The sequence below is a fragment of the Gemmatimonadales bacterium genome, assembly GCA_030697825.1.
In the GTDB taxonomy this organism is placed as follows: Bacteria; Gemmatimonadota; Gemmatimonadetes; order Gemmatimonadales; family JACORV01; genus JACORV01.
The window spans coordinates 28,714-52,312 of the sequence record JAUYOW010000272.1; the positions used below are offsets into that span (position 1 = coordinate 28,714).

Genomic DNA, 23,599 nt, shown 5'->3' on the forward strand with positions numbered 1-23,599 from the left:
TCGCGGCCTAACGAGGACATTCGGGGAACTGACAGCCGTGGACGGGCTCACGTTCGACGTGCAGCCCGGAATGCTGTTCGGCCTGGTCGGTCCCGACGGCGCGGGGAAAACGACGACGCTCAGGATGCTGGCGGGAGTGCTCCGCCCCACGTCGGGCGACGCGCTGGTAGGCGGCGTCAGCGTCGCGACGGATCCCGAGGGCGTGAAGCACCGGATCGCCTACATGAGCCAGCGCTTCGGCCTCTACACCGATCTCACCGTCCGCGAGAACATCGACTTCTACGCCGACCTCTACCAGGTGCCCAAGGCCGAGCGCCCCGCCCGCCTGGAGCGGCTCTACCGCTTCTCGAACCTCGGCACCTTCGAGGACCGGCTCGCTGGGAAGCTCTCGGGCGGGATGAAGCAGAAGCTCTCGCTCTGCTGCGCGCTCATCCACCACCCGGAGATCCTGCTCCTCGACGAGCCGACCTTCGGCGTGGACCCGATCAGCCGCCGCGAGCTGTGGCAGATCATCCGCGACAACGTCGCGGAAGGGATGACGGTGCTCATCACGACCTCCGCGCCGGAGGAAGCCGAGCGTTGCGACGACGTCGCACTGCTTTCGGAAGGGCGGCTCGTCCCCGGCAAGCGCGTAACGAATCCCCCGCCGCTCGAGCACCCGGACAGCCACGTCGGCGCCGAGCCGGCGGTGAGCGTGCGCGACCTCACCCGCACCTTCGGCGACTTCACCGCGGTCAGCCACATCTCGTTCGAGGTGCCCCGGGGCGAGATCTTCGGCTTCCTAGGCCCCAACGGCGCCGGGAAGACGACCACGATCAAGATGCTCGCGGGCCTCCTGTCGCCTACCGGCGGCACGGGCGTCGTAGCCGGGCACGACGTCCGAACCGACAGCGAGTGGATCAAGCAACGCATCGGCTACATGTCGCAGCTCTTCTCGCTCTACAACGACCTGACGGTGGAGGAGAACATCGCCTTCTTCGCGGGGCTCTACGAGGTGACGGGCGAGCGGCTCGACGCGCGCCGAGACTGGGTGCTGGCCATGTCGGGACTCGCCGACCAGCGGCACCGGATGACGGCCGAGTTGCCGCTCGGCTTCAAGCAGCGCCTCGCGTTGGGCTGCGCGATGCTGCACCAGCCGCCCATCCTGTTCCTCGACGAACCGACGTCCGGCGTGGATCCGGCGGCGCGGCGCAGCTTCTGGGAACTCATCTACCGGCTCGCCGACGGCGGGACGACCGTCTTCGTCAGCACCCACTATATGGAGGAGGCGGAGTACTGCCACCGCGTGGCGCTGATGAACCGGGGCAAGGTGATCGCGCTCGACACGCCGGGCGCGCTGAAGGCGGAGCTGGGCGTGCCGACGCTCGAGGACGTGTTCGTCACGATGGTCGAACGCAGCGGCGGGCAGGTGATCGGATGATGGCCGGCGGCCAACGCCCAACGGCTACCGGCTAACGGCTAACGGCCGCCCATGATACGCCTCGGACGCCTGCTCGCCGTCTCCCGCAAGGAGGTCATCCAGCTGCGCCGCGACCCGCGCAGCCTCGGCATGGCGTTCGTGGTGCCGGCGCTGCTGACGCTGCTGTTCGGCTACGTCATCACCTTCGATGTGCGCGACATCAGGTTGGGCGTCCTGGATCACGACGGCACGCAACCGAGCCGCGACCTGGTGCAATCGTTCGCGTCGTCGGGGTATTTCCGCGTCCACCGTCACCTCGAGCGCGACGCCGAAGTCGGGCCGCTGCTCGAGAGAGGGGACGTGCGGCTGGTGATGGTGATCCCGCCCGGGTTCTCCCGGGACCTCGCTTCGGGCCGGCCGGCGCCGGTGCAGGCGCTGGTGGACGGCGGGGACGCGAACACCGCATCCATCGCGATGAACTACGCCCGCGGCATCGTGACCGCGTACTCGGCGCGCGCGGTGCTCCGCGGCAGGCCCCTGGTCCCGCCGGTGTCCATCGAGGCGCGCGTCTGGTACAACGAGGAATTGAAGAGCAGCAACATGGTGGTGCCCGGCCTCGTCGCGGTCATCATGATGATCATCGCCGCGATGCTCACCGCGCTCACCGTGGCGCGCGAGTGGGAGCGCGGCACCATGGAGCAGCTCGCCGCCACGCCCGTGCACCGGGTCGAGGTCATCTTCGGGAAGCTCCTGCCCTACCTCGCCATCGGCCTGATAGACGTCGCGGTCGCCGTAACCATGGCGGTCACCATCTTCGGCGTGCCATTCCGGGGGAACCCGCTCTTCCTGCTCGCGATGTCGTTCCTCTTCCTGCTCGGCTCGTTAGGCCTCGGGATATTCATCAGCGCCGCCATCAAGTCGCAGCTCCTCGCCACGCAGATCGCGATGCTCGCGACCTACATGCCCTCGCTGTTGCTCTCGGGGTTGATCTTCGACATCGGCGGGTTCCCGCCGGCGCTGAAGGTCGTTTCCGCGCTGGTGCCTGCCCGCTACTTCGTCACCGTGTTGCGCGGCGTCTTCCTGAAGGGCGTCGGGCCGGACGTGCTCTGGGAGCAAGGGCTCGGCATGATCGTCTTCGCGGTGGTCGGACTCACTCTCGCCGTGCGCGCGTTCCGCAAGGAGATCGGGTGATCGGAGGCCGGGTGAACCTGGGCCGGCTGCTGCAGCTGGTGCGCAAGGAGTTCCGGCAGATGCTTCGGGATCCGCGTTCCAAGCGGATGCTCTTCGTGTCGCCCATCATCCAGCTCCTCCTCTTCGGGTACGCGGTGAACACCGACGTGCGCAAGGTGAAGACGTTCGTGGTGGACCACGATCGCACCGCGGTCTCGCGCGAGCTGGTGGAGAGCTTCCAGGCCTCGGGCTACTTCCGGGTCGTGGGCACGGGCGACCGGCCCCAGGAGCTGGTCGACGCGCTCGACCACGGGGACGCGCTGGTGGGACTGGAGATCCCGCGCGGTTTCTCCGCCGACCTCGCGGCGGGGCGCACCGGGCGGGTGCAGGTGCTGCTCGACGGGACCAGCTCGAATACCGCCAACGTCGCGCAGGGCTACGCGACGCAGATCATAGAACAATTCGCAGACGCGCAGACGCGCAGTGGCCGGCAGTCGTCAGGCGGCCGGCGTGGACCTGCGAGCCCGCGCGTGGTATAACCCCGACCTCCGGAGCCAGGTGTACAACGTGCCGGGCGTGATCGCCACGATCGTCATGCTGATGGGGCTGCTGCTCACTTCGCTCGCGGTGGTGCGCGAGCGGGAGATCGGGACCCTCGAGCAGCTGATGGTGAGCCCGCTCACGCCGAGCGAGCTGATCCTCGGCAAGACGCTGCCGGTGGTAGTCGTGGCGTTCGCGGACCTCTTCCTCGTCACCGCGGTGGCGCTGCTGTGGTTCCACGTCCCGCTCCGCGGCAGTCTTGCGCTGCTCCTCCTGGCGAGCGCGTTCTACATCCTGTCGGGGCTCGGGATCGGGCTGCTCATCTCGACGGTGTCGAACACGCAGCAGGAAGCCTTCATGTCGATGTTCTTCTTCTTCCTGCCGGCGCTGATCCTGTCGGGCTTCATGTACCCGGTCGAGAACATGGCGGTCTTCTTCCGGTACGTGACGCTGCTGAACCCGGTGCGGCACTATCTGGTGGTGGTGCGGGGGATATTCCTCAAGGGAGCGGGATGGGAGGCGTTGTGGCCGCAGATAACGACGCTCGCGGTGATGGGAGTGATGGTGCTATGGTTCGCCACCACGCGGTTCCACAAGACGACAGTGTGACAGGTGGCGGTAGGATTGCAGAGTTGCAGAGTTGCAGAGTTGCAGCGGTTGGCAGGGAGCAGGGGGCAGGCACGCATGGACCGACACTGGCACGACCGCGCCGCCGTCGTTGCTCGCTGGGCCGGGCTCGCCGTCGTGTTGGCCGGCGCCGTCCTGGTGCTCTGGATGACGCGCTTCTTCACCGAATGGCCGGAGACGTACGTAGGCAGCGGGCCTTCGATGGAGCCCACGGTGAAGCCGGGCGAGTACTTCACGGTGCGCTCGCCGGTGGGCGAGCTGCGCCCCGGGATGCTGGTGATCTTCCGGTTCGTTCACGAGGACGGGACGGTCTTCCACGTGCTGCGCCGGCTCGCCGCACTGCCGGGCGACACGATCGCGATGCGCGAGGGCCGCGCGATCCTCAACGGCCGGCCCACCGATTGGCCGTTCCGCGTGCTCGAGCCTCGCGCATCGCGATCGCAGCTGGCGCGGACGCCGGACCTCTACACGTGGGGGCCGTGGGTCGTGCCGCGCGACTCGGTCGTCCTGCTCTCCGACACGCGCGACATCGTCGGCTGGCCCGACAGTCGTTTCCTCGGCTTCATCCCCGGGACCGCGCTGGAATCGGAGGCGGGGCGCATGCTCTGGGCGCCGACCCGCGGCGGGATGTTCCTGCGGCGGTTGCGCTGACGTGAGGTCGAAGACCGTGCTGCTGCGTCTTCTCGTGATGGCCGCGGCCGTTTACGTCGCACTCGGCGTGCTGCTCTTCTTCGCGCGGGATTTCCTCGTCTTCCCCGGGCGCCACGACGCCACCCCGGAGCCGCGGCGCGTCGGTATCGCCGACGGTGAGAAGGTCACCGTGACGACGGCGGACGGCGAGCGGCTGGTCGGCTGGTATCTTCCCCCCCGCGACACCGTTGGCCGGCGCGCGGGCGCCGTGCTCTGGTTCCACGGCAACGGCGAGACGATCGGCGGGATCGGCCCCGTGCTGCGCGAGTTCCGGCCTCCGCAAGCGGCCCTCCTCGCGCTCGACTACCGCGGCTACGGCGAGTCATCGGGGCGCGCCGGCATCGAGGGCACGCAGCGCGATGCCGAAGCGGCGTGGGCCTGGCTCGCTTCCCGACCCGAGATCGACTCTACGCGGATCGTGGTATACGGCCGGTCGGTGGGGAGCGGTCCCGCGGTTTTCCTCGCGGCGGCACGACCCGTGGCGGGACTGGTGCTCGAGTCCGCGTTCACGTCGCTCCGCGACATGGCGCGCGTCCACTACCCCATCTTCCCGTCTTTCATCGCCGGCCACGGCTTCGACAACCTCGCGCTCATGGGCCGGATCGACTGTCCGGTGCTCTTCGTGCACGGCGATGCCGACCAGCTGATCCCCATCACGATGGGACGGCGGCTCGCCGAACAGGCCGGGGCGCGCGGCGAATCGCTGGTGCTCCCCGGCGCCGACCACAACGACACGTACGACTCGGGCGGCGACGCGTACGTCGCGCGGGTGCAGGCGTTCATCACGCGCGTGACCGCGCCTTGACACCCCGGAGGCCACCCCGTAAGGTGGCCCGAAGGTGACCGATTGCATCGATCTCGCGCGCCGGCTCATCGCCATCCCGTCCGTCACCGGCGACGAGGCGAAGGTGGCGCAGTTCCTGGCGATCCACCTCGAGGGTCTGGGCTGGCACGTGGAGCTGCAGGAGGCGGCTCCGGGCCGGCCCAACGTGATCGCGACGACCGATTCCCCGCCCCGCGTGGTGTTGAGCACGCACCTCGACACGGTGCCGCCGCACTACCCGCCTCGGGAGGACGACACCCACCTCTACGGCCGCGGCGCGTGCGACGCCAAGGGGATCGCGGCGGCGATGGTCGAAGCCGCCGAGCGGCTGCGGGCCGAGGGCGTGACCGGGATCGGGCTGCTGTTCGTGGTGGACGAGGAGATGGACAGCGTGGGCGCGCACGCAGCCAACGCTCACCCGCTCGCGCGCGAATGCCGGTGGCTCATCGACGGCGAGCCGACGGAGAACCTGCTGGCGCTGGGCTCCAAGGGCTCGCTTCGTTTCACCCTGCGCACCGAGGGTACGGGTGGCCACTCGGCGTACCCGGAACGCGGCGCTTCGGCCATCGATGCGTTGCTCGACGTGCTCTCCGACGTGCGGGCGGTACGCTGGCCGAAGAACGGTGTCATGGGCGAGACGACGTGCAACATCGGCGTGGTGGAGGGCGGGACGCGGCCCAACGTCATCGCGGAGGCGGCGCACGCGGACCTCCAGATCCGGCTGGTCACGGATCCGGGGCCGGTGCGCCGGCTGCTCGAGGAAGCGGTCCGCGGCCGCGCCAAGATAGACGTTCACACCTGCGTGAGCCCGGTGCGCCTGACGGCGCCCTCCCTCCCGGGGTTCGACACGGGCATCGTGGCTTTCACGACCGACATCCCCAATCTCTCCAACTGGGGCTCGCCCTTGCTCCTCGGTCCTGGATCCATCCACGTGGCGCACACGGCGGACGAGCACATCGCGAAGGGGGACCTCCAGCGCGGCGCCGACCTGTATGTGCGCCTGGTGCGCGCGCTATGAAGCTGGCCTTCTTCGGCGACGGCGGGATGGGGAGCGTGGCGATCGCGCGGGCGCGGGCGGAGGGGCACGACGTCGGCGCCGTGATGACCGCGAAGGAGTCGTCGGTCGGGCAGCGCGAGTTGGCGGCGATGCTCAAAGGGCACGACGCCGCCATCGACTTCTCGGTGGGCAAGGCGGTGTTCGCGCACGCCACGGCGTGCGTGCTGGCGGGCGTGCCGTTGGTCGAGGGCACTACGGGATGGAAGAAGGACGAGCGCGGCACTCTCCAGTTCGTCGAGGATGCGGGCGGGTCGATGGTATACGGGCCGAACTTCTCGCTCGGCGTGAACGTCTTCTTCCGGGCGGTGGCCGGCGCGGCGGAGCTGCTAGCCAGGTTCGGCGGCTACGACGCGTTCGTCGAGGAGGCGCATCACGCCGGGAAAAAGGACTCCCCCTCTGGCACGGCGATCATGCTAAGGGACATCCTTCAGAGCAAGCTCGGCAAGGAGCCGCCGGTGGCGAGCATCCGGGCCGGACACAACCCCGGCACGCATCGGGTCGGCTTCGACTCGGCCGCGGACGAGATCACGCTCACGCACACGGCCCGCTCGCGCGAAGGCTTCGCGGCGGGGGCGCTGCTCGCGGCGAAGTGGATCGCGAAGCGGCGCGGCGTGTACGCCTTCTCGGAGGTGCTCGACGACATCCTGGGCATGAAAGGGAAGGCCAGATGACGATGCGCGTGGGATGGCTCCAGGGCTGCGCGACGGCGCTGGTCACTCCGTTCACCGCCACGGGGAGCGTGGACGAGGAGCGGATTTGCGCGCTGCTCGAGCGCCAGATCGCGGGCGGGGTGCGGGTCCTGGTGCCGTGCGGGACCACGGGCGAGGGCGCCACTCTGACGGACGTCGAACAGCAGCTGGTCATCCGAATCACGATCAACGTCGCTGAGGGCCGGGCGCGAGTGATCGCGGGCGTGGGGAGCAACTCCACCGCCGTCACGGTGGACCGGGCGCGGGCCGCGAAGGGCGCCGGAGCGGACGCGGTGCTGGTGGTGGCGCCATACTACAACAAGCCGACGCAGCCCGGCCTCCTCGCGCACTTCTCGGCGGTCGCCGAGGCGGTTGAGGGCCTGCCGGTCGTCATGTACAACGTGCCGGGGCGCACGGCCTCCAACATCAGCGCGGCCACGACGCTCCAGCTCGCGCGCGAGGTCCCGAACATCGCGGGCGTCAAGGAGGCGTCGGGCGATCTCGCTCAGATGATGGCGATCCTTCGCGACCGGCCGGCGGGGTTCCGCGTTCTGTCCGGCGACGATGCCGTCACGTTGCCGCTGATCGCCCTCGGCGCGGACGGGATCATCTCCGTCGTCTCGAACGAAGTCCCCGACCGGATGGCGCAGCTCACGGAGAGTGCGCTAGCGGGTGACTGGAAAGCGGCGCGGGCGCTGCATTATCGGCTGCTGCCGCTCATGGAGGCCAACTTCATCGAGTCCAATCCCGGCCCGGTCAAGGCGGCGATGGCGCTGATGGGCCTCCTGGAGGAGCAGTTGCGGCTCCCGCTCGTTCCGGTGCAGGAGAAGACGCGGGCGCGGCTACGCGAAGTCCTGGCCGAGCTCGGCCTTCCGGAACGGGCGACGCATGTCGCTGCGTGAGCGCATCCTCGCGGCCTCCGCACCGGGTCGCACCGATTTCACCGACGACGACCGCGCCCTCTTCGCCGAGTTCAAGGCGGCGTTGAACGTCGGCGCGATCCGGGCGGCCACCCGCGGCGCCGACGGGACGTGGACCGCGAACGCCTGGGTGAAACAGGGCATCCTGCTCGGCTTCCGGATGGGCGTCCTGGTGGACATGTCGGTGGACGGCACGCTGCGCTTCTTCGACAAGGACACCTATCCGGTCCGCGCGACCGGCCTGGGCGACCGGATCCGAATAGTCCCCGGCGGCTCGACCATCCGGGACGGGTGTTTCGTGGCGGCAGGGGTGGTCTGCATGCCTCCGATGTTCATCAACGTGGGCGCGTACGTGGACGAGGGGACGATGATAGACAGCCACGCGCTGGTGGGCTCTTGCGCGCAGATCGGGAAGCGGGTCCATCTCTCCGCGGCGGCGCAGGTGGGTGGAGTGCTGGAGCCGGCGGGGGCGCTGCCGGTGATCATCGAAGACGACGTACTGGTGGGCGGCGGGTGCGGCGTCTACGAAGGCACGATCGTTCGCCAGGGGGCGGTCCTCGCGGCGGGGACGGTCCTGACTGGAGCGATGCCGGTCTACGACTTGGTGCACGGCAAGGTGTACCGGCGGGGTGAGAACGGGGTGCTGGAGATCCCGGCAGGCGCGGTAGTGGTGCCGGGTTCGCGCGCGTTGGGCGGGGCGCAGGCGGAGAAGTGGCGGCTCTCGCTCTATGCGCCGGTGATCATGAAGTACCGGGACGACAAGACGGACGCGGCGACGCAGCTCGAGGACGCGCTCCGGTAAGAAGGGCACCTATCGCGGTCATCATTCGTGCATCATCTCGACATTGAGGAGCCATTGACGAAGGGTGTGCTCGGGCACTTTGGGCGGGGCGTTGGAGGTGCGCGTCGCGAGGTCTACGTAGGAACATTCGCGGATTGACCGGTGCCCGGCGAGCTAGTACTCTTACACGCGTGCGTAGTTGCTTTTGAGTCTCAATCTCAACTGCCGAGACCAGTCAAGTGACCAGTATCAATGCGTAGTCGCATCCCCCTTCTCCTCGCCGTGGCACTCTCCGCCACCGGACAGCTCGGAGCCCAGAGTCGCCAGCTGCCGGAGGATTCCAAGGACACACTCCGCCTGGCGGAGATCAGGGTGGTCGGGACTGCCGATGCGCTGGCCGCAATCCCCGGATCGGGCGCGCTCATCGACGGCATATCTCTCTCGCGATGGCACGTGCTCACCGTGAACGAAGCGCTGCGGCGCGTTCCCGGCGTGCACGCGCGCGATGAGGAAGGCTTCGGCCTGAGGCCCAACATCGGCATCCGCGGCCTCAACCCTACCCGCTCGACCAAGGTCCTGCTCCTCGAGGACGGCATTCCCCTGACACTCGCCCCCTATGGGGACAACGCCAGCTACTATCATCCGCCGGTCGGCCGCTTCGCTCGAATCGAGGTGCTGAAGGGTTCGGGCCAGATCCTTTTCGGGCCGCAGACCATCGGCGGCGTCATCAACTACGTGACGCCGTCCATCCCGGATCGGCGAGCCGGCACGCTCACCGTCTCGGGCGGCAGCCGCGAGAACCGCAGCGCGATGGCGCGTTTCGGCGGCACGTGGGGACCGGTGGGCGCGATGGCGAACCTCTCCCACAGATCCGGCGACGGGGTGCGCGCCAACACCGGCTCGCGGCTCGACGACGGCACGATCAAGACCACCCTGGCGCTCGGGGCCGGCCACAACCTGACGCTGCGCGGCAACGTTTTCCGTGAGCGCTCGAACGTCACCTACTCCGGGCTCACCGAGGCCGAGTGGGCGGCCGATCCAAGAGCCAATCCGTTCCGGAACGACTCGATGCTGCTCGACCGCTGGGGCGCGTCGGCCACCGACCGCCTTGAGCTGGGCCGCGGAGTCACTCTGCTCACCACCATTTACGGCTACGGCGTGAGCCGCGACTGGTGGCGGCAGTCGAGCAACTCCGAGCAGCGCCCGAACGACCGATCAGACCCGGCGTGCGGAGGGATGCAAAACCTCAACACCACCTGCGGCAACCAGGGCCGGCTGCGCGACTATAGCGTCTGGGGTGTCGAGCCGCGGTTGCGTGCGCCGTGGTCGGGCTTCGGCGGCCACGCGCTGCTGGACGCCGGCGTGCGAGTGCACGGCGAGCGCCAGGAACGCCGCCAGGTCAACGGTGACGCGCCTACCGCGCGTTCGGCGGGCGATCCGACCAACCCCGGCTCCGGAATCGCCGAGGATAACCGGCGCAGCACGCGAGCCTACTCGGCGTTCGCGCAGAACCGCTGGTTCCTGGGGCGGTGGACGGTCACGCCGGGGCTGAGACTGGAACATGTCCGGCACGAGCGCACCAACCGACTCCTCGACCCCGACGTCTCCGGCGCCACGAACATGACGTACCTCGTGCCCGGGCTTGGGGTGACCTACGCGCCGAACCCGCTCGTCACGCTGTTCGCCGGCGCGCACCGCGGCTTCGCGCCGCCGCGCGTCGAGGACGTCATCGACAACGCCAGCGGCGGAGTGGTCGAGTTGGACGCCGAGCTGAGCTGGAACTACGAGATCGGCGTGCGCACGAGGCCGGGGTCAGCATTTGAGCTGGAAGCGACCGCCTTCAGGCTCGACTTCGAGAACCAGGTCGTTCCGGCAAGCGTCGCTGGCGGTTCCGGCGCGACGCTCACCAGCGCGGGCCGCACGCTCCACCAGGGACTCGAGCTGGCGGCACGGGTGGATGCCGCCACCCTGCTCCGAATCCAGCACCAGGTGTTCGTGGAGGCGGCGTGGACCTGGCTGCCGGCCGCGCGCTTCGAGGGCGAGCGGTACCTGTACGTCGGCACCGCGGCGCCCGACGTGACCGGCAAAGCGTACTCCGGACAGAACGGCGCGGGTACGCGCGCCCAGACGAGCGTGACAGGCAATCGCCTACCCTACGCCCCCGAAGGGATGCTCGCGGCATCGCTGGGCTATCAGTATCGCTCGGCACTCGACGCGCGGATCGAGATGGTGTACCTCGGTCCCCAGTTCGCCGACCCGCTGAACACGACCGCTACGGTGCCCGACGGGCAGCAGGGTGTGCTCCCCTCGCACACCGTCTGGAACGCCGCGCTCAACTACACCGTCGCGGCGACACGGAGCACGGCGTTCGTGAGCGTGAATAACCTGTTCGACCACCTGCATGTCGCGGACCGCACCCGTGGCCTTCTGCCCGGCGCGCCGCGGACGGTCCAGGCCGGGATCACGCAGTCGTTCTGAGCGTGGCGGCGCAGCCGCGGCAACCCGTGGCCGCGCCTGGATGTGGAGAAGAGACCCACTGAGACGAGCCGACGGCATGAAGGTAACTTCATGTCGGCAGCGGAGTCAGCCGTTTTCCCCTAGGTAGAATCCACAATAGTCCCGCGTAGTGGCTTGGCCCTAGTATGACCGGTAACGCGCGAAGAGAACAGCGCGCTAGAGAGGGCCACATGCCGTTCGTATGCATCGGTCTCAGTCACCATTCCGCTCCCGTCGCGCTACGGGAGCTTCTCGCCTTCGGTCCCGCCGAGCAGCGAGAGTTCCTCGCGGCGGCTTCCGGCGAGACCGCCTCTGCCGGGCTAGGAGAGCTGGCGATTCTCTCCACCTGCAACCGTACCGAGCTCTACGCCGCCGCGACCGATCCGACCACCGCGCCGACCGTGCTGTCTCGGGTGCTCGCGGCGTGGCGGGACGTGCCGGCGGCCAGGCTGGACGCGCACCTTTCCGCGCGGCTCGGCGCGGACGCGATCCGGCACCTGTGCCGGGTTGCGGCAGGGCTCGACTCGATGGTGATCGGCGAATCGGAGGTGCTGGGCCAGGTCGCGGCGGCGCACCAGCTGGCCACGCGGGAGAGCACGTCCGGTCCGGTGCTCGACGCCGCGTTCCGCACTGCGATGCGCGCGGGCCGTCGGGCGCGCAGCGAGACCGGGATCTGCCGGCGTCCGACGGGAGTGAGTTCGGAGGCGGTGAGGCTGCTGTCCGAGGTCGCCGGCCCGCTCGAAGGCCTGGCGGTCCTCATCGTGGGAACGGGCAAGATGGGGCGGCTGGCCGGCGAGGCGCTCCGCGCGCACGGCGTCCGGCGGATCTCGGTCGTAAGCCGCACCTCGCAGCATGCCGAGGCGCTGGCGAGCAATTGGGGCGCGACCGCGCTGGCGTGGCACGACCTCGCGGCCGCCATCCGAGCGGCCGACGCGGTGCTGTGCTCGACGGCCGCACCGCATGCCGTCGTCACCCGCGAGCTCGTCGAGCGGGCAGTTGGCCCCGGCGGGGACGGGCGGCGACGGGTGTTCATGGACATCGCAGTCCCCCGCGATGTCGAGGCGGCGGTCCGTGAGATCCCCGGCGTCGAAGTCCACGACATCGACGCGCTTCAAGAGCGCCTGCACGACAACCTCGAAATGCGGCGACGGGAGATCCCCGCGGTCGAGCGGATCGTTGACGAGGAAGTCACGCGGTTCGAGGAATGGCGCCGGGGCGTGCTGCTTCGGCCGCTGCTGGCGCAAATGCACGCCCGCAGCGAGACGATCCGCCTGCGAGAGATCGACCGGTTGACGAGACGGCTTGGGGATGTGCCGCCGGAACTCCTACAGCAGATCGAGCTGTTCTCCCGGTCCCTCGTCAGCAAGCTGCTGCACGAGCCGACCCGCCGGCTGCGTGAGGCGCGTAGCCCGGACCAGGCCCGTACGTACACGGCTGTCACGCGCCAGCTCTTCGGACTCGACCAGGACGACCAAGCGGCGGGAGGCAGCGCAGCGTGACGCTGGCGACGCGAGTCGTGCGGGGTGGGACCCGCGCCTCAGCGTTGGCGCGCTGGCAGACGGCGCGCGTGTCGGAGGCGCTGCGGACGCTCGCCGGGTTGACCTGTGAGGAGGTACTGATAGCCACCGAAGGCGACCGGATGCTGGATCGGCCGCTTCCGGAAATCGGCGGCCAGGGCGTGTTCACGGAAGCGATCGAGACCGCGCTGCGCGATGGCGCCATCGACTTCGCCGTACACTCGCTCAAGGACTTGCCGGTGGAGCCGTCGCCGGGGCTCTGCCTGGCGGCGATCGGCATGCGGGAGGACCCCCGCGACGTGCTGATCGCGCGGGAGCCATGGACGCTCGCCACGCTGCCCCCCGGCGCCACCGTGGGCACGTGCAGCACGCGGCGCAGCGCGCAACTGCTTGCGGCGCGGCCGGACCTGGCAATGGCGCCGCTGCGCGGCAACGTGGACACCCGGGTGCGGAAGGCGCTGCGGGGCGACTACGACGCGATAGTGATCGCCGCGGCGGGAGTCATCCGGCTGGGGCTGGCCGATGCGATCCGCGAGTTCTTTCCGCTGGAGGTGGTGATGCCCGCGCCGGGCCAGGCCGCCCTGGCGGTCCAGTGCCGCCAAAGCGACGCGGCCACCCGCGCGGCGCTGGCGGCGCTTGACGAGCCGGCCGTGCGCGCGGCGGTGGAGGCCGAGCGGGCGTTCCTCGAGGGCTTGGGTGGCGGTTGCGCAGCGCCGATCGCCGCGCACGCGAGCGCCGACTCGGCGCGCGTGGCACTCCGCGGCGTGGTGGCGTCGCTCGACGGCAGTCGTGTAGTGCGGGTTGAGGGCAACGCGCCCGCGGCCGAATCCCGCGCGCTCGGCCTCTCCCTGGCGCGTCAGGCATCCGAGGCGGGCGCCCTGGAACTGATCGCGTGAGCGCGCTCGCCGGCAGGATGGTGCTGGTCACCCGTTCGCGCGAGCAAGCCGCAACGCTGTGCGCAGCCATCGAGGCGCGTGGCGGGCGCGCGATCGCGTTCCCGACCATCGAACTCCAGCCGGTCGCGGACCCGGCCGCCGACCGGGCCATCGGCGGGCTGGAGGGCTACGATTGGATCGCCTTCACCAGCGCCAACGCGGTCGCGTGCTTCCTGGACCGGATGCGCGCCGCGGGCCGCACGACGCTTCCGGCGGGCGTGAAGGTGGCCGCGGTCGGCGCGGCCACCGCCGCGGCGCTCGCCGAGCGCGGCCTGGCGGTGGCGGCGACGCCGGACACGTACCTCGGCAGCGAGTTGGCCGGGGCGTTGGGCGCGCTCGTGGGACGGCGAGTGCTGCTCCCGCGCTCGGACATCGCGCGAGGCCAGACCGGCGCCGCCCTGCGCGCCGCGGGCGCCGAGGTGGATGAGGTGGTCGTCTATCGCACCGTGCCCGCGCGTCCCGGTCCCGGCGCGCTGCGCGTCCTCGAGACGCCCGTGGACGCCGTGACCTTCACCTCGCCGTCCACCGTGCGCGGCTTTCTGGCGGCGGGCGGCGCGGCTGCCGAGCGGCTGATCCGGCGCGCCGCGATCGCGTGCATCGGCCCCGTGACGGGCGATGCGGTGCGCGAGCTGGGCCTGCCGGTCGCCATCCAGCCCGCAGAGCACACCACAACCGCGCTGGTGGACGCGCTCGAGTCCTTCTTCGCGACGGCGCCGGTCGCGCCGATGGTAGGCCCCCGATGATCGTCCGCCCGCGCCGCTGGCGCCTGACGCCGCAGCTCCGCGCCCTGGTGCGCGAGACCACGCTCGCGTCCTCGGACCTGGTGGCGCCGATCTTCGTGTCGCCCCACGGCGGAGCCGAGCGGCCGATCGCGTCCATGCCGGGCGTGTCGCAGTGGCCGGTGGACCGCGTGGCCGCGGAGGCCGAGTCCCTGGCGCGCGCCGGCATTCCGGCGGTCATCCTGTTCGGCATCCCGCCTTCCAAGGACGCCACCGGCAGCGACGCCGCCTCGCCCGACGGCGTCATCCAGCGCGCCATGCGCGCGATCAAGCGCGCGGTGCCCGAGCTGGTGGTGATCGCCGACCTGTGCCTGTGCGAGTACACCGACCACGGCCACTGCGGCATCGTCAACGGCACGGTGGGCGCACCGGACGCGCATCTGCCGGCCGGCTACGTGCTCAACGACGCCACGCTGGAGGTGTTGGGGCGCGTCGCGGTCGCGCAGGCCGAGGCGGGCGCCGACATCGTGGCCCCATCGGGCATGATGGACGGGATGGTGGGCGCGATCCGAGCCGCCCTCGACGGCGCCGGGTTCGCCCACCTGCCGATCCTCTCGTACTCGGCGAAGTACGCCTCGAGCTTCTACGGCCCGTTCCGCGACGCGGCGCAGGGCGCGCCGGCCTTCGGCGACCGGGCCACGCACCAGATGGACCCGGCCAACGCGCGCGAAGCGCTGCGCGAGCACGCGCTCGACGTGGCCGAGGGCGCCGACATGCTGATGGTCAAGCCGGCGCTGGCCTACCTCGACATCATCCGCGCCACCCGCGAGCGGTTCCCCGAGCTGCCGCTGGCCGCCTACAACGTGAGCGGCGAGTACGCCATGGTGAAGGCCGCGGCGGCGAGCGGGTGGCTGGACGAGCGCCGTGCCGTGCTCGAGATCCTCACGGCGATCCGCCGCGCCGGCGCCGACCTCGTCATCACGTACCACGCGCGCGACGCGGCGCGCTGGCTGGGCGCCTGAGGGCCGGAGCGCGCATGCCCGAGCAGACGCCGATCACGCTGAACCACTTCGCGCTGGTGCGCTTCACCGACACCTACTGGCGGCTGGACCAGGAGGCGCGGGTCCGTGCGCGGTGTGACTGGCTGGCGGCGCTGCGCGGCGCCTCGGAGGCGCTGCACCTCTACCAGGTTTACGGACTCGAGGCGGGCAACGACCTGCTGGTGTGGTCGGCCCGGCGCGCCGAGGACCCTGGCGCTGCCGCGGCGTTCTTCGCGGGCTGGGCGGCGGCCACCGCGAAGGTCCGCGCTCTGGTCGAGGTGCGCGAGACGCTGTGGGGGTTCACCAGGCCGTCGCGGTACACCAAGACCCGCTCCACGCAGGAGCTGGATCCGTTCGCGCCCGAGCGGCACCCGTACCTCATCATCTATCCGTTCGTGAAGACGGCGGAGTGGTACCTGACGGACAGCGACGCGAGGCAGCGGATGATGGCCGGGCACATCAAGGTCGGCAAGCAGTACGAGGACATCACGCAACTCCTGCTGTACTCGTACGGGCTTCAGGACCAGGAGTTCGTGGTGGTGTACGAGACTCGCGACCCCCTGCGCTTCCTCAGCCTGGTGCAGGAGCTGCGCGGCACGGAGGCCCGGCGCTACACCCTGCGCGACGCGCCGCTGCACACCGGCCTGCTGCAGCAGGGCGAGGAGGCGCTCGCGTCATGGCTGTGAGCGGCACGGCGACGGCGCCCCTGCTCCTGGCGGCCGCGCGGCAGCCCGCGGGCGTGACGCCGGTATGGTTCATGCGCCAAGCCGGCCGTTACCTGCCCGAGTACCGCGCCATCCGCTCGCGCCATTCCCTGCTCGAGATCTGCGCCCAACCCGAGCTGGCCGCCGAGGTCACGCTCCAGCCGGTGCGCCGGCTCGGCGTGGACGCGGCCATCCTGTATTCCGACATCCTGCTGCCGTTGGTGCCGATGGGTCTCGAGCTGGCGTTCGCGTCCGGCGAGGGGCCGGTCATCGCCAACCCGCTCCGCACGCCGGGACACGTGGCCGCACTGCGCGAGGTGGACGTTCGGGAGGACCTCAGCACGGTGCTCAAGGCGGTGCGGCTGGTGCGCGGGGAGCTGGACGGCCGGGTTGCGCTCATCGGTTTCGCCGGCGCGCCCTTCACGGTGGCGAGCTACGCCATCGAGGGCGGCTCCACGCGCCAGTTCGTCGAGACCAAGCGTTTCATGTACGGCGCGAGCGAGGCGTGGCACCAGCTGATGGTGCGGCTGGTGCGCGTCACCTCCGCCTATCTCGCCGCGCAGGTCGAGGCCGGGGCGCAGGTGGTGCAGGTGTTCGACAGCTGGGCCGGCGCGCTGAGCGCGGACGACTATCGCCGCTTCGTGTTGCCTCATCAGCGCGCCCTGTTCGCGTCGCTGCGCCCGCTCGGAGTGCCGACCATCCACTTCGGGGTGGGCACGGGCCACCTGCTCGAGCTGCTGCGCGAGGCGGGCGGCGACGTGATCGGGCTGGACTGGCGCACCCCGCTCGACGAGGGCCGGCGGCGCGTCGGCATGGACCGCGCAGTCCAGGGCAACCTCGACCCCACGGCGCTGTTCGCCCCCCCGCGGGAGCTCACGCGCCAGGTGCGCGCGGTGCTGCGCCGGGCGGCCGGCCGGCCGGGGCACGTGTTCAACCTCGGCCACGGTATCCTGCCCGGGACACCGGTGGACGCGGTGCGCGCGGTGGTGGACCTGGTGCACGAGGCAACCGCGGGCGGGGCGGCGGCGTGACCACGCCGATCGGCGTGCTGGTGATGGCCTACGGCGGGCCGAGCAGCCTCGGCGAGGTCGAGCGCTACCTGCTCGACGTGCGTGGCTTCCGCCCGACGCCGCCCGAGGTCGTGGCGCAGGTCCGCGAGCGCTACGCGCGCATCGGCGGCCGCTCCCCGATCCTGGAGCGCACCGAGGCGCAGGCCCGCGCGCTCCAGGACGCGCTCCGGGACGGGGGCCGGCCGTACGAGGTGGCGGTCGGGATGCGACACTGGCACCCCTACATCGGCGACGCGCTGGCCCGCATGTCCGAGCGGGGCGTCCGCGAGGTGGTGGGTGTGGTGATGGCCCCGCACTACTCGCGCCTCAGCATCGGGGCGTACTACGCCGAGGTGGAGGAGGCACAGTCGGGCGTGATGGTGCGCGGCATCGAGAGCTGGCACCTGCTGCCCGGCTACGTGCGCGCGGTGGCCGACCACGTGCGGGCGGCGCTGGCGCGCCTCCCGGAGGCGGCGCAGCGGGACGCGCCGGTGATCTTCACGGCTCACAGCCTGCCGGAGCGCATCCGGACCTGGGACGATCCGTACCCGCGTCAGCTGGCCGAGACGGTGGACGCGGTGATGGCGGTGCTGGGGCCGCGGCCCCACCGGTTAGCGTACCAGTCGGCATCGCATACCCAGGAGCCGTGGCTGGGCCCGGACGTGTCCGAGGTGCTCGATGAGCTGGCGGGCGCGGGCGCGCGGCACGTGGTGGTGGCACCGATCGGGTTCGTGTCCGAGCACGTCGAGATTCTGTACGATCTCGACATCGAGCTGGTGGAGCGCGCGGCCGAGCTCGGCGTGCGGCTGGAGCGCATCGCCATGTTGAACGACGCGCCCGGGATGATCGCGGGGCTGGCGGACCTGACCCGAGCGACGGCGCGCGCGGCGGGGTGGACGTGACGGCGCGAGTGCCCGTAGTGGTGGTGGGCGGCGGCATCGCGGGACTGGCGGCCGCGCATCGGCTCGCGGAGGTGCTGGGGCCGGACGCGGTGCTGCTGCTCGAGGGCGCACCGCGGCTGGGCGGCAAGATCTCCACCGAGCACGTGGAGGGGTTCGTCATCGAGGGCGGGCCCGACTGCTTCCTGGCCTCGAAGCCCGCCGGCGTCGAGCTGTGCCGCCGGCTGGGGCTGGCCGAGCGCCTGCGCGGCACGGACCCGCGGTACCGGCGCAGTTACGTCAAGCGCGGCGGCCGGTTGCACGAGCTGCCGGATGGCATCACGGGCCTGGTGCCTTCGCGCATCGGGCCGCTGCTCACCACGCCGCTGCTGTCGCTCCGGGGCCGTGCCCGCGCCGCGCTGGAGATCCTGGTGCCACCGCGCCGCGACGGGGCCGACGAGTCCATCGCCGAGTTCGCGCGGCGCCGGTTCGGAGCCGAGGCGTACGCCTGGCTCATCGAGCCGCTGCTGGGGGGCATCTTCGCGGGCGACGGCGAGGCGCTGAGCCTGGCGGCCACGTTCCCGCAGCTGCGCGACGCGGAGTGGACCCACGGCGCCATCCTGCGGCTGATGCTGCGGCAGCGTCTGAAGGGCGGCAACGGCGCCAAGCCGCTGGGCTTCGTGACGCCGGAGCGCGGGCTGGCGGAGCTGGTGGCCGCGCTCGAGGAGCGCCTGGCGGGCCGGACGCGCACCGGCGCGACAGTCACCGCAGTTCGGCGCCTCGCTGATGACTGGCGCGTCGAGCTGGCCGATGGCACCTCGCTTGCGGCCCGGGCCGTCATCGTTGCCGCGCCGGCCTTCGCTGCCGCCGACCTGCTGGGCCAGATGGATCCACCGCTGGCCGCCGATTTGCGCGGCATCCCGTTCGTGAGCACCGCGACCGTGTCGGCGGCGTTCTCCCGCGCGGCAATCCGGCGACCGCTGCCAGGGTACGGCTACGTCTCGCCGCGTGCCGAGGGGGGCAGCATCGTGGCATGCACCTGGACGTCGAACAAGTTCCCCGCCCGGGTGCCCGAGGACGGTGTGCTGCTGCGGTTCTTCGTCGGCCGCGCCGGGCGCGAGGAGGCGGCGGCTGGCGACGACGAGGCGCTCAAGGCGCTCGCCCAAGCCGAACTGGCGGCGGTTCACGGCATCACGGCGGAGCCGGCACTGTGGCGAATCTACCGCTGGCCCAAGGGCATGCCGCAGTACACGGTGGGGCACCGCGAGCGCCTGGCGCGCATCGAGCAGCGGGTCGGCACGATGCCAGGGCTGGCCCTGGCTGGCGCTTCCTATCGCGGCGTGGGGATCCCGGACTGCATCGCTTCCGGCTCGGCGGCGGCGGACGCGGTCGCCGTGCAGCTGCAAGGGGTGGGCGCATGACCGCCGGGCCGCGCTCGGGCGAGCTGTTCGCCGAGGCGTGCGCCCTGTTCCCCGGAGGCGTGAACTCGCCGGTGCGCGCGTTCCGTGCGGTGGGGGGCGAGCCGCTGTTCATCGCCAGCGGCCGGGGTGCCCACATATGCGACGTGGACGGGAACAGCTACGTGGACTACGTCCTCTCCTGGGGCCCGCTCATTCTGGGCCACGCGCCTGCCGTGGTGGTCGCGGCGCTCCGGGAGACGGCCGAGCGCGGGACCAGCTTCGGCGCTCCGAGCCCGCTGGAGGTCGAGCTGGCGCGCGCGGTGCGCCGCTTCTTCCCCGCCCTCGATCTGTTGCGGTTCGTCAACTCCGGCACCGAGGCGACGATGAGCGCGCTGCGGGTGGCGCGCGCATTCACCGGCCGGCACGCCATCCTCAAGTTCGAAGGCTGCTACCACGGCCACGCGGACCAACTGCTGGTGCGCGCGGGCTCCGGCGTGGCCACGCTCGGCCTGCCCGACTCGCCTGGGGTGCCGCCGGGGACGGCGGCCGACACGCTGGTCGCCCCCTACAACGACCTCGCCGCGGTGGAGCGGCTGTTCGAGGCGCACCGCGGCCGCATCGCCGCCGTCATCGTAGAGCCCGTGGCGGGAAACATGGGCGTGGTGCCGCCGGTGTCCGGCTTCCTCGAAGGCTTGCGCGCTATCACCCGTGAGCACGGCAGCCTGCTCGTTTTCGATGAGGTGATGACCGGCTTCCGGGTGCACCCCGGCGGGGCGCAGGGCCTGAGCGGCGTCACGCCGGACCTCACCACGCTGGGCAAAGTGATCGGCGGCGGGCTGCCGGTCGGCGCGTACGGCGGCCGGCGCGAGATCATGGAGTTGGTGGCTCCGGCGGGGCCGGTGTATCAGGCCGGCACGCTCGCCGGCAACCCGCTGGCGATGGCCGCCGGGATCGCCACGCTCGCGGCCTTGGAGCGCCCGGGGGTGTGGGACGCCATCGCCGCGGCCACCGCGGACCTGGCGGGCCGCCTCGAGCGCGCGGCCGCGCGCGCCATGGTGCCGGTCGTCGTCAACCGAGTCGGCACCATGCTCACGGTGTTCTTCACCGGCCGCCCCGTCACGGACTGGGCGAGCGCCCGCGCCGCCGATACGGAGGCCTTCGGCCGGTTCTTTCGGGGCCTGCTGGCCGGCGGCGTGTACTGGGTACCGTCGCAGTTCGAGGCCGCGTTCCTGTCCGCCGCGCACGGCGAGGCGGAGCTGAGCCGGACCGAAGCGGCGGCGAGCGCCGCGTTCGCCACCTGATCCGACCTCACGGAGCCGATATGCCGCATCCCCACGCAACCCTTCAGCACCACGCCGAGAACAGCTTCGACGTCGCGGCTGAGTTGGCCGGCACGTCCTATCCGGGCTACGTGTTCCGGGCGGCGCCGCGCAACGTGTATTGGGAAACGACGATCGCGTGCGAGCTGGCCTGCCAGCACTGCCGGGCCGACGCGATCCGCCATCGCGACCCGCTGGAGCTGACGACGGACGAGGGGCGCGCGCTGATGCGGGACGTGAAGGCGATGGGCAGCATGCTGATCCTGACCGGCGGCGACCCGATGCAGCGGCCCGACATCCTGGATCTCATCGGCTACGGGCGCGAGATCGGGCTGCCGGTCTCCATCACGCCCAGCACCACGCCCAGCCTGACGCGCGAGCACGTGGCGCGCTTCCGCGAGCTGGGCGTATCGGCGATGGGGGTGAGCCTGGACGGCCCGAGCGCGGAGGTGCACGACGCGTTCCGGGGCGTGGCGGGCACGTTCGCCAACTCGATGCGGGCCCTGAGCTGGGCGCGCGAGTTCAAGATGCCGGTCCAGGTCAACACGACCGTGACGACCGCGACGCTGCCGCACCTACCGGCGCTGCTGCGCCTGCTGCGCGAGCAGGCCAGCCCGCCGGTGCGACGCTGGAGCCTGTTCCTGCTGGTGCCAGTCGGCCGCGGGGAGCGCCTCGGGATCCCGAGCGCAGCCGACGTCGAGGCGCTATTCGCGTGGGTGTACGAAACCGGGCGCGACGCGCCCTTCCACATCAGCACCGTGGAGGCGCCGCATTACCGCCGCTTCTGGATCCAGCGCAAGCAGGCCGAAGGGACGCCTAAGGCCGAGATCGCGCGGTTCGCCAAGCGCATGGGGTTCGGAGTGCGCGACGGCAACGGGGTGATCTTCGTCTCGCATCGCGGCGACGTGCACCCGGCCGGCTTCCTCCCGTACCCGCACCTGGGCAACGTCCGCGAGCGTCCCCTGCCGGAGATCTACCGGTCGGCGCCCGCGTTACGCGCGCTGCGGGACGCCGACCGGTTCACGGGCCGGTGCGGCGCGTGCGAGTTCCGCTGGGCGTGCGGCGGCTCGCGCGCGCGGGCCTTCGCGATGACCGGGGACATGCTGGGCTCCGATCCATTATGCGCCTACGAGCCAGCGGCCTGAGCCGGCCTCCGCGAGCGGCCCGCAGCCAAGCCCCATTCGCTATGCCGCACTCAGGACCCCAGGGTTGCGTCCGTACGGATGCAACAGCATGTTCGTACGTACATCCAGTCGGAGCCTGATATGCCGTCCACCAAGTTTCCTGCGCCCAGGAAGCACCCCAGCCGCCGGGGCAAGGTCCGCAAGGAGTTCTGGCTCGATCCCAAGGCTCTGCGCCGGGCCCAAACCCTCCTCGGGGCCGAGACGGAACGAGAAACTGTCGAGCTGGCCCTAGATCTGGTCGCCTTCCGTCAGGAGCTCGGTGAGGGGCTGCGCACGTTGGCGGGGCTTGAACTCGACCGGCGGGACTGAGTGCGCAAGTACGTCCTCGATGCCAACTGCTATATCGACGCGAGCCGTGATTCAGAGGCCTGGACGGCGCTTACCCGATTCACGACGTGGTCGGCGCCCCGTCTCTTCCTGAGTAGCGTGGTTGCCGCGGAGCTCCGTGCCGGGGCGCGCTCGGCGCGGGATAGGGAGAAGCTGGAAGACACGGTGCTGGGCCCGTTCGTTGGGCGCCGTCGCCTGGTTACCCCGAGCGCCGCCGCCTGGGACGCTTTGGGACTGACTTTGGCGACGCTCCGCGCACGGGAGGGACTCCAGCCGGCTCAGGTGCGGCGCGGGTTCGCCTTCGACATCCTGCTCGCCTACTCCTGTCGCGAGAGCGGCGTCGTCTTGGTGACGCAGAATGCGCGGGACATGGCTCGGATTCGCCGCGTCTTCACCTTTGAGTACGTAGCCCCGTATCCCGATCGGTCCTGATCGCCACCCATGGGCCTGTTCATTGTCACCGGCGGAGCCGGCTTTATCGGCAGCAACATCGTCCGGGCGCTCAACGACGCCGGGACGAGCGACATCGTCGTCGTGGACGATCTCATCCACGCCGACCGACGCGCAAACCTGGCCGACTGTCGGATCGCCGACCTGCTCGACCGGCGGGAGTTTCTGGACCAGGTCGAGCGCGGCGCGTTCGGCGCCACCATCGAGGCCGTGCTGCACCAGGGCGCGTGCACCGACACGATGGAGCGTGACGAACGTGTCATGATGGAGCACAACGTCCGCTCCTCGGAGGTGCTCCTCAACTGGGTCGTCCCCGCCGGCATCCCGTTCGTCTACGCGTCGAGTGCCGTCGTGTACGGCGCGAGCACGACGTTCGCCGAGGACGAGCGGAACGAGCACCCCCTGAACGTCTACGGCCATTCCAAGCTCCTGGTCGACCGGCTGGTCCGCCGCGCGCTTCTTCGAAGCCACGGCCACGGTCGTCGGGCTGCGCTACTTCAACGTCTACGGCCCGGGCGAAGCCCACAAGGGACGCATGGCCTCGGTGGTGTTCCAGATGGCCCGGCAGCTGCGGGAGACGGGCTCCGTCCGGCTGTTCGTGGGCACCGGCGGATACGCCGACGGCGAGCAGCGGCGGGATTTCGTTTACGTCGAGGATGTCGTGCGCGCGAACCTGTTCTTCGCCCGGGGACCGGTCCGCAAGGGGGTCGTCAACTGCGGAACCGGCCGGAGCCGCACTTTCAACGACGTGGCGCACGCGCTCATCGCTGCGCACGGCTCGGGTACCATCCAGTACACCGCGCTGCCCGAGGGATTGGAGTCGCGCTACCAGAGTTTCACCGAAGCGGATCTCGCCGGGCTGCGGCGGCTGGGCTATGAGGCGTC

Annotated in this window: 24 protein-coding genes; all 24 read left to right on the forward strand. The window is 70.9% G+C overall.

Going from position 1 to position 23,599, the window contains the following annotated elements; translation table 11 throughout:
• Positions 1-37: 37 nt before the first annotated feature.
• Positions 38-1,420, forward strand: coding sequence for an ATP-binding cassette domain-containing protein (locus tag Q8Q85_13315; protein MDP3775235.1), 1,383 nt, complete (start codon positions 38-40; stop codon positions 1,418-1,420).
• Positions 1,421-1,471: 51 nt separating this feature from the next.
• Positions 1,472-2,590, forward strand: a complete 1,119-nt coding sequence (locus tag Q8Q85_13320; GenBank protein ID MDP3775236.1) for an ABC transporter permease — start codon at positions 1,472-1,474, stop codon at positions 2,588-2,590.
• Positions 2,587-3,108 (forward strand): ABC transporter permease, encoded by a 522-nt coding sequence (locus tag Q8Q85_13325; GenBank protein MDP3775237.1) that lies wholly within the window; start codon positions 2,587-2,589, stop codon positions 3,106-3,108. The genes Q8Q85_13320 and Q8Q85_13325 overlap by 4 nt, the downstream gene beginning before the upstream one ends.
• Complete coding sequence (locus tag Q8Q85_13330) at positions 3,080-3,718, forward strand: ABC transporter permease (protein ID MDP3775238.1); 639 nt, start codon at positions 3,080-3,082, stop codon at positions 3,716-3,718. Before Q8Q85_13325 ends, Q8Q85_13330 begins: the two co-directional genes overlap by 29 nt.
• A 75-nt stretch (positions 3,719-3,793) precedes the next feature.
• Complete coding sequence (gene lepB / locus Q8Q85_13335; GenBank protein MDP3775239.1) at positions 3,794-4,387, forward strand: signal peptidase I; 594 nt, start codon at positions 3,794-3,796, stop codon at positions 4,385-4,387.
• 1 nt (position 4,388) lies between these two features.
• Complete coding sequence (locus tag Q8Q85_13340; GenBank protein MDP3775240.1) at positions 4,389-5,231, forward strand: alpha/beta hydrolase; 843 nt, start codon at positions 4,389-4,391, stop codon at positions 5,229-5,231.
• 34 nt (positions 5,232-5,265) lie between these two features.
• Positions 5,266-6,267: a M20/M25/M40 family metallo-hydrolase gene (locus Q8Q85_13345; protein MDP3775241.1), complete on the forward strand. Its 1,002-nt coding sequence runs from the start codon at positions 5,266-5,268 to the stop codon at positions 6,265-6,267.
• Entirely contained in the window at positions 6,264-6,977 is a 714-nt protein-coding gene (locus Q8Q85_13350) for a dihydrodipicolinate reductase C-terminal domain-containing protein (protein ID MDP3775242.1), read from the forward strand. Before Q8Q85_13345 ends, Q8Q85_13350 begins: the two co-directional genes overlap by 4 nt.
• Positions 6,974-7,897, forward strand: a complete 924-nt coding sequence (gene dapA / locus Q8Q85_13355) for a 4-hydroxy-tetrahydrodipicolinate synthase (GenBank protein ID MDP3775243.1) — start codon at positions 6,974-6,976, stop codon at positions 7,895-7,897. The genes Q8Q85_13350 and dapA overlap by 4 nt, the downstream gene beginning before the upstream one ends.
• Positions 7,884-8,717 (forward strand): 2,3,4,5-tetrahydropyridine-2,6-dicarboxylate N-succinyltransferase, encoded by an 834-nt coding sequence (locus Q8Q85_13360; GenBank protein MDP3775244.1) that lies wholly within the window; start codon positions 7,884-7,886, stop codon positions 8,715-8,717. The genes dapA and Q8Q85_13360 overlap by 14 nt, the downstream gene beginning before the upstream one ends.
• A gap of 231 nt (positions 8,718-8,948) precedes the next feature.
• Entirely contained in the window at positions 8,949-11,174 is a 2,226-nt protein-coding gene (locus Q8Q85_13365; protein MDP3775245.1) for a TonB-dependent receptor, read from the forward strand.
• Positions 11,175-11,383: 209 nt separating this feature from the next.
• Entirely contained in the window at positions 11,384-12,691 is a 1,308-nt protein-coding gene (hemA, locus tag Q8Q85_13370) for a glutamyl-tRNA reductase (GenBank protein ID MDP3775246.1), read from the forward strand.
• The gene (gene hemC, locus Q8Q85_13375; GenBank protein ID MDP3775247.1) at positions 12,688-13,605 is read left to right on the forward strand and encodes a hydroxymethylbilane synthase; all 918 of its coding nucleotides are present in this window, start codon (positions 12,688-12,690) and stop codon (positions 13,603-13,605) included. Before hemA ends, hemC begins: the two co-directional genes overlap by 4 nt.
• Positions 13,602-14,387: a uroporphyrinogen-III synthase gene (locus Q8Q85_13380; protein ID MDP3775248.1), complete on the forward strand. Its 786-nt coding sequence runs from the start codon at positions 13,602-13,604 to the stop codon at positions 14,385-14,387. The genes hemC and Q8Q85_13380 overlap by 4 nt, the downstream gene beginning before the upstream one ends.
• Entirely contained in the window at positions 14,384-15,385 is a 1,002-nt protein-coding gene (gene hemB / locus Q8Q85_13385; protein MDP3775249.1) for a porphobilinogen synthase, read from the forward strand. The genes Q8Q85_13380 and hemB overlap by 4 nt, the downstream gene beginning before the upstream one ends.
• 14 nt (positions 15,386-15,399) lie before the next feature.
• Entirely contained in the window at positions 15,400-16,089 is a 690-nt protein-coding gene (locus Q8Q85_13390; GenBank protein ID MDP3775250.1) for a chlorite dismutase family protein, read from the forward strand.
• The gene (hemE, locus tag Q8Q85_13395) at positions 16,080-17,138 is read left to right on the forward strand and encodes a uroporphyrinogen decarboxylase (GenBank protein MDP3775251.1); all 1,059 of its coding nucleotides are present in this window, start codon (positions 16,080-16,082) and stop codon (positions 17,136-17,138) included. The genes Q8Q85_13390 and hemE overlap by 10 nt, the downstream gene beginning before the upstream one ends.
• The gene (gene hemH / locus Q8Q85_13400) at positions 17,135-18,058 is read left to right on the forward strand and encodes a ferrochelatase (protein ID MDP3775252.1); all 924 of its coding nucleotides are present in this window, start codon (positions 17,135-17,137) and stop codon (positions 18,056-18,058) included. The genes hemE and hemH overlap by 4 nt, the downstream gene beginning before the upstream one ends.
• On the forward strand, positions 18,055-19,455 hold the full coding sequence (gene hemG, locus Q8Q85_13405; GenBank protein MDP3775253.1) for a protoporphyrinogen oxidase: 1,401 nt from the start codon (positions 18,055-18,057) through the stop codon (positions 19,453-19,455). The genes hemH and hemG overlap by 4 nt, the downstream gene beginning before the upstream one ends.
• Complete coding sequence (gene hemL, locus Q8Q85_13410) at positions 19,452-20,735, forward strand: glutamate-1-semialdehyde 2,1-aminomutase (protein MDP3775254.1); 1,284 nt, start codon at positions 19,452-19,454, stop codon at positions 20,733-20,735. The genes hemG and hemL overlap by 4 nt, the downstream gene beginning before the upstream one ends.
• A gap of 20 nt (positions 20,736-20,755) precedes the next feature.
• Positions 20,756-21,898, forward strand: coding sequence for a TIGR04053 family radical SAM/SPASM domain-containing protein (locus Q8Q85_13415; GenBank protein MDP3775255.1), 1,143 nt, complete (start codon positions 20,756-20,758; stop codon positions 21,896-21,898).
• Positions 21,899-22,018: 120 nt separating this feature from the next.
• Positions 22,019-22,246 carry a hypothetical protein gene (locus Q8Q85_13420; protein ID MDP3775256.1) on the forward strand — a complete coding sequence of 76 codons (228 nt, stop codon included), beginning with the start codon at positions 22,019-22,021 and terminating at the stop codon, positions 22,244-22,246.
• Entirely contained in the window at positions 22,247-22,696 is a 450-nt protein-coding gene (locus tag Q8Q85_13425) for a hypothetical protein (protein MDP3775257.1), read from the forward strand. It begins immediately after the preceding gene.
• Between the two features lie 553 nt (positions 22,697-23,249).
• On the forward strand, positions 23,250-23,599 hold a 350-nt coding region (locus Q8Q85_13430; GenBank protein MDP3775258.1), incomplete at its 3' end, for an NAD-dependent epimerase/dehydratase family protein.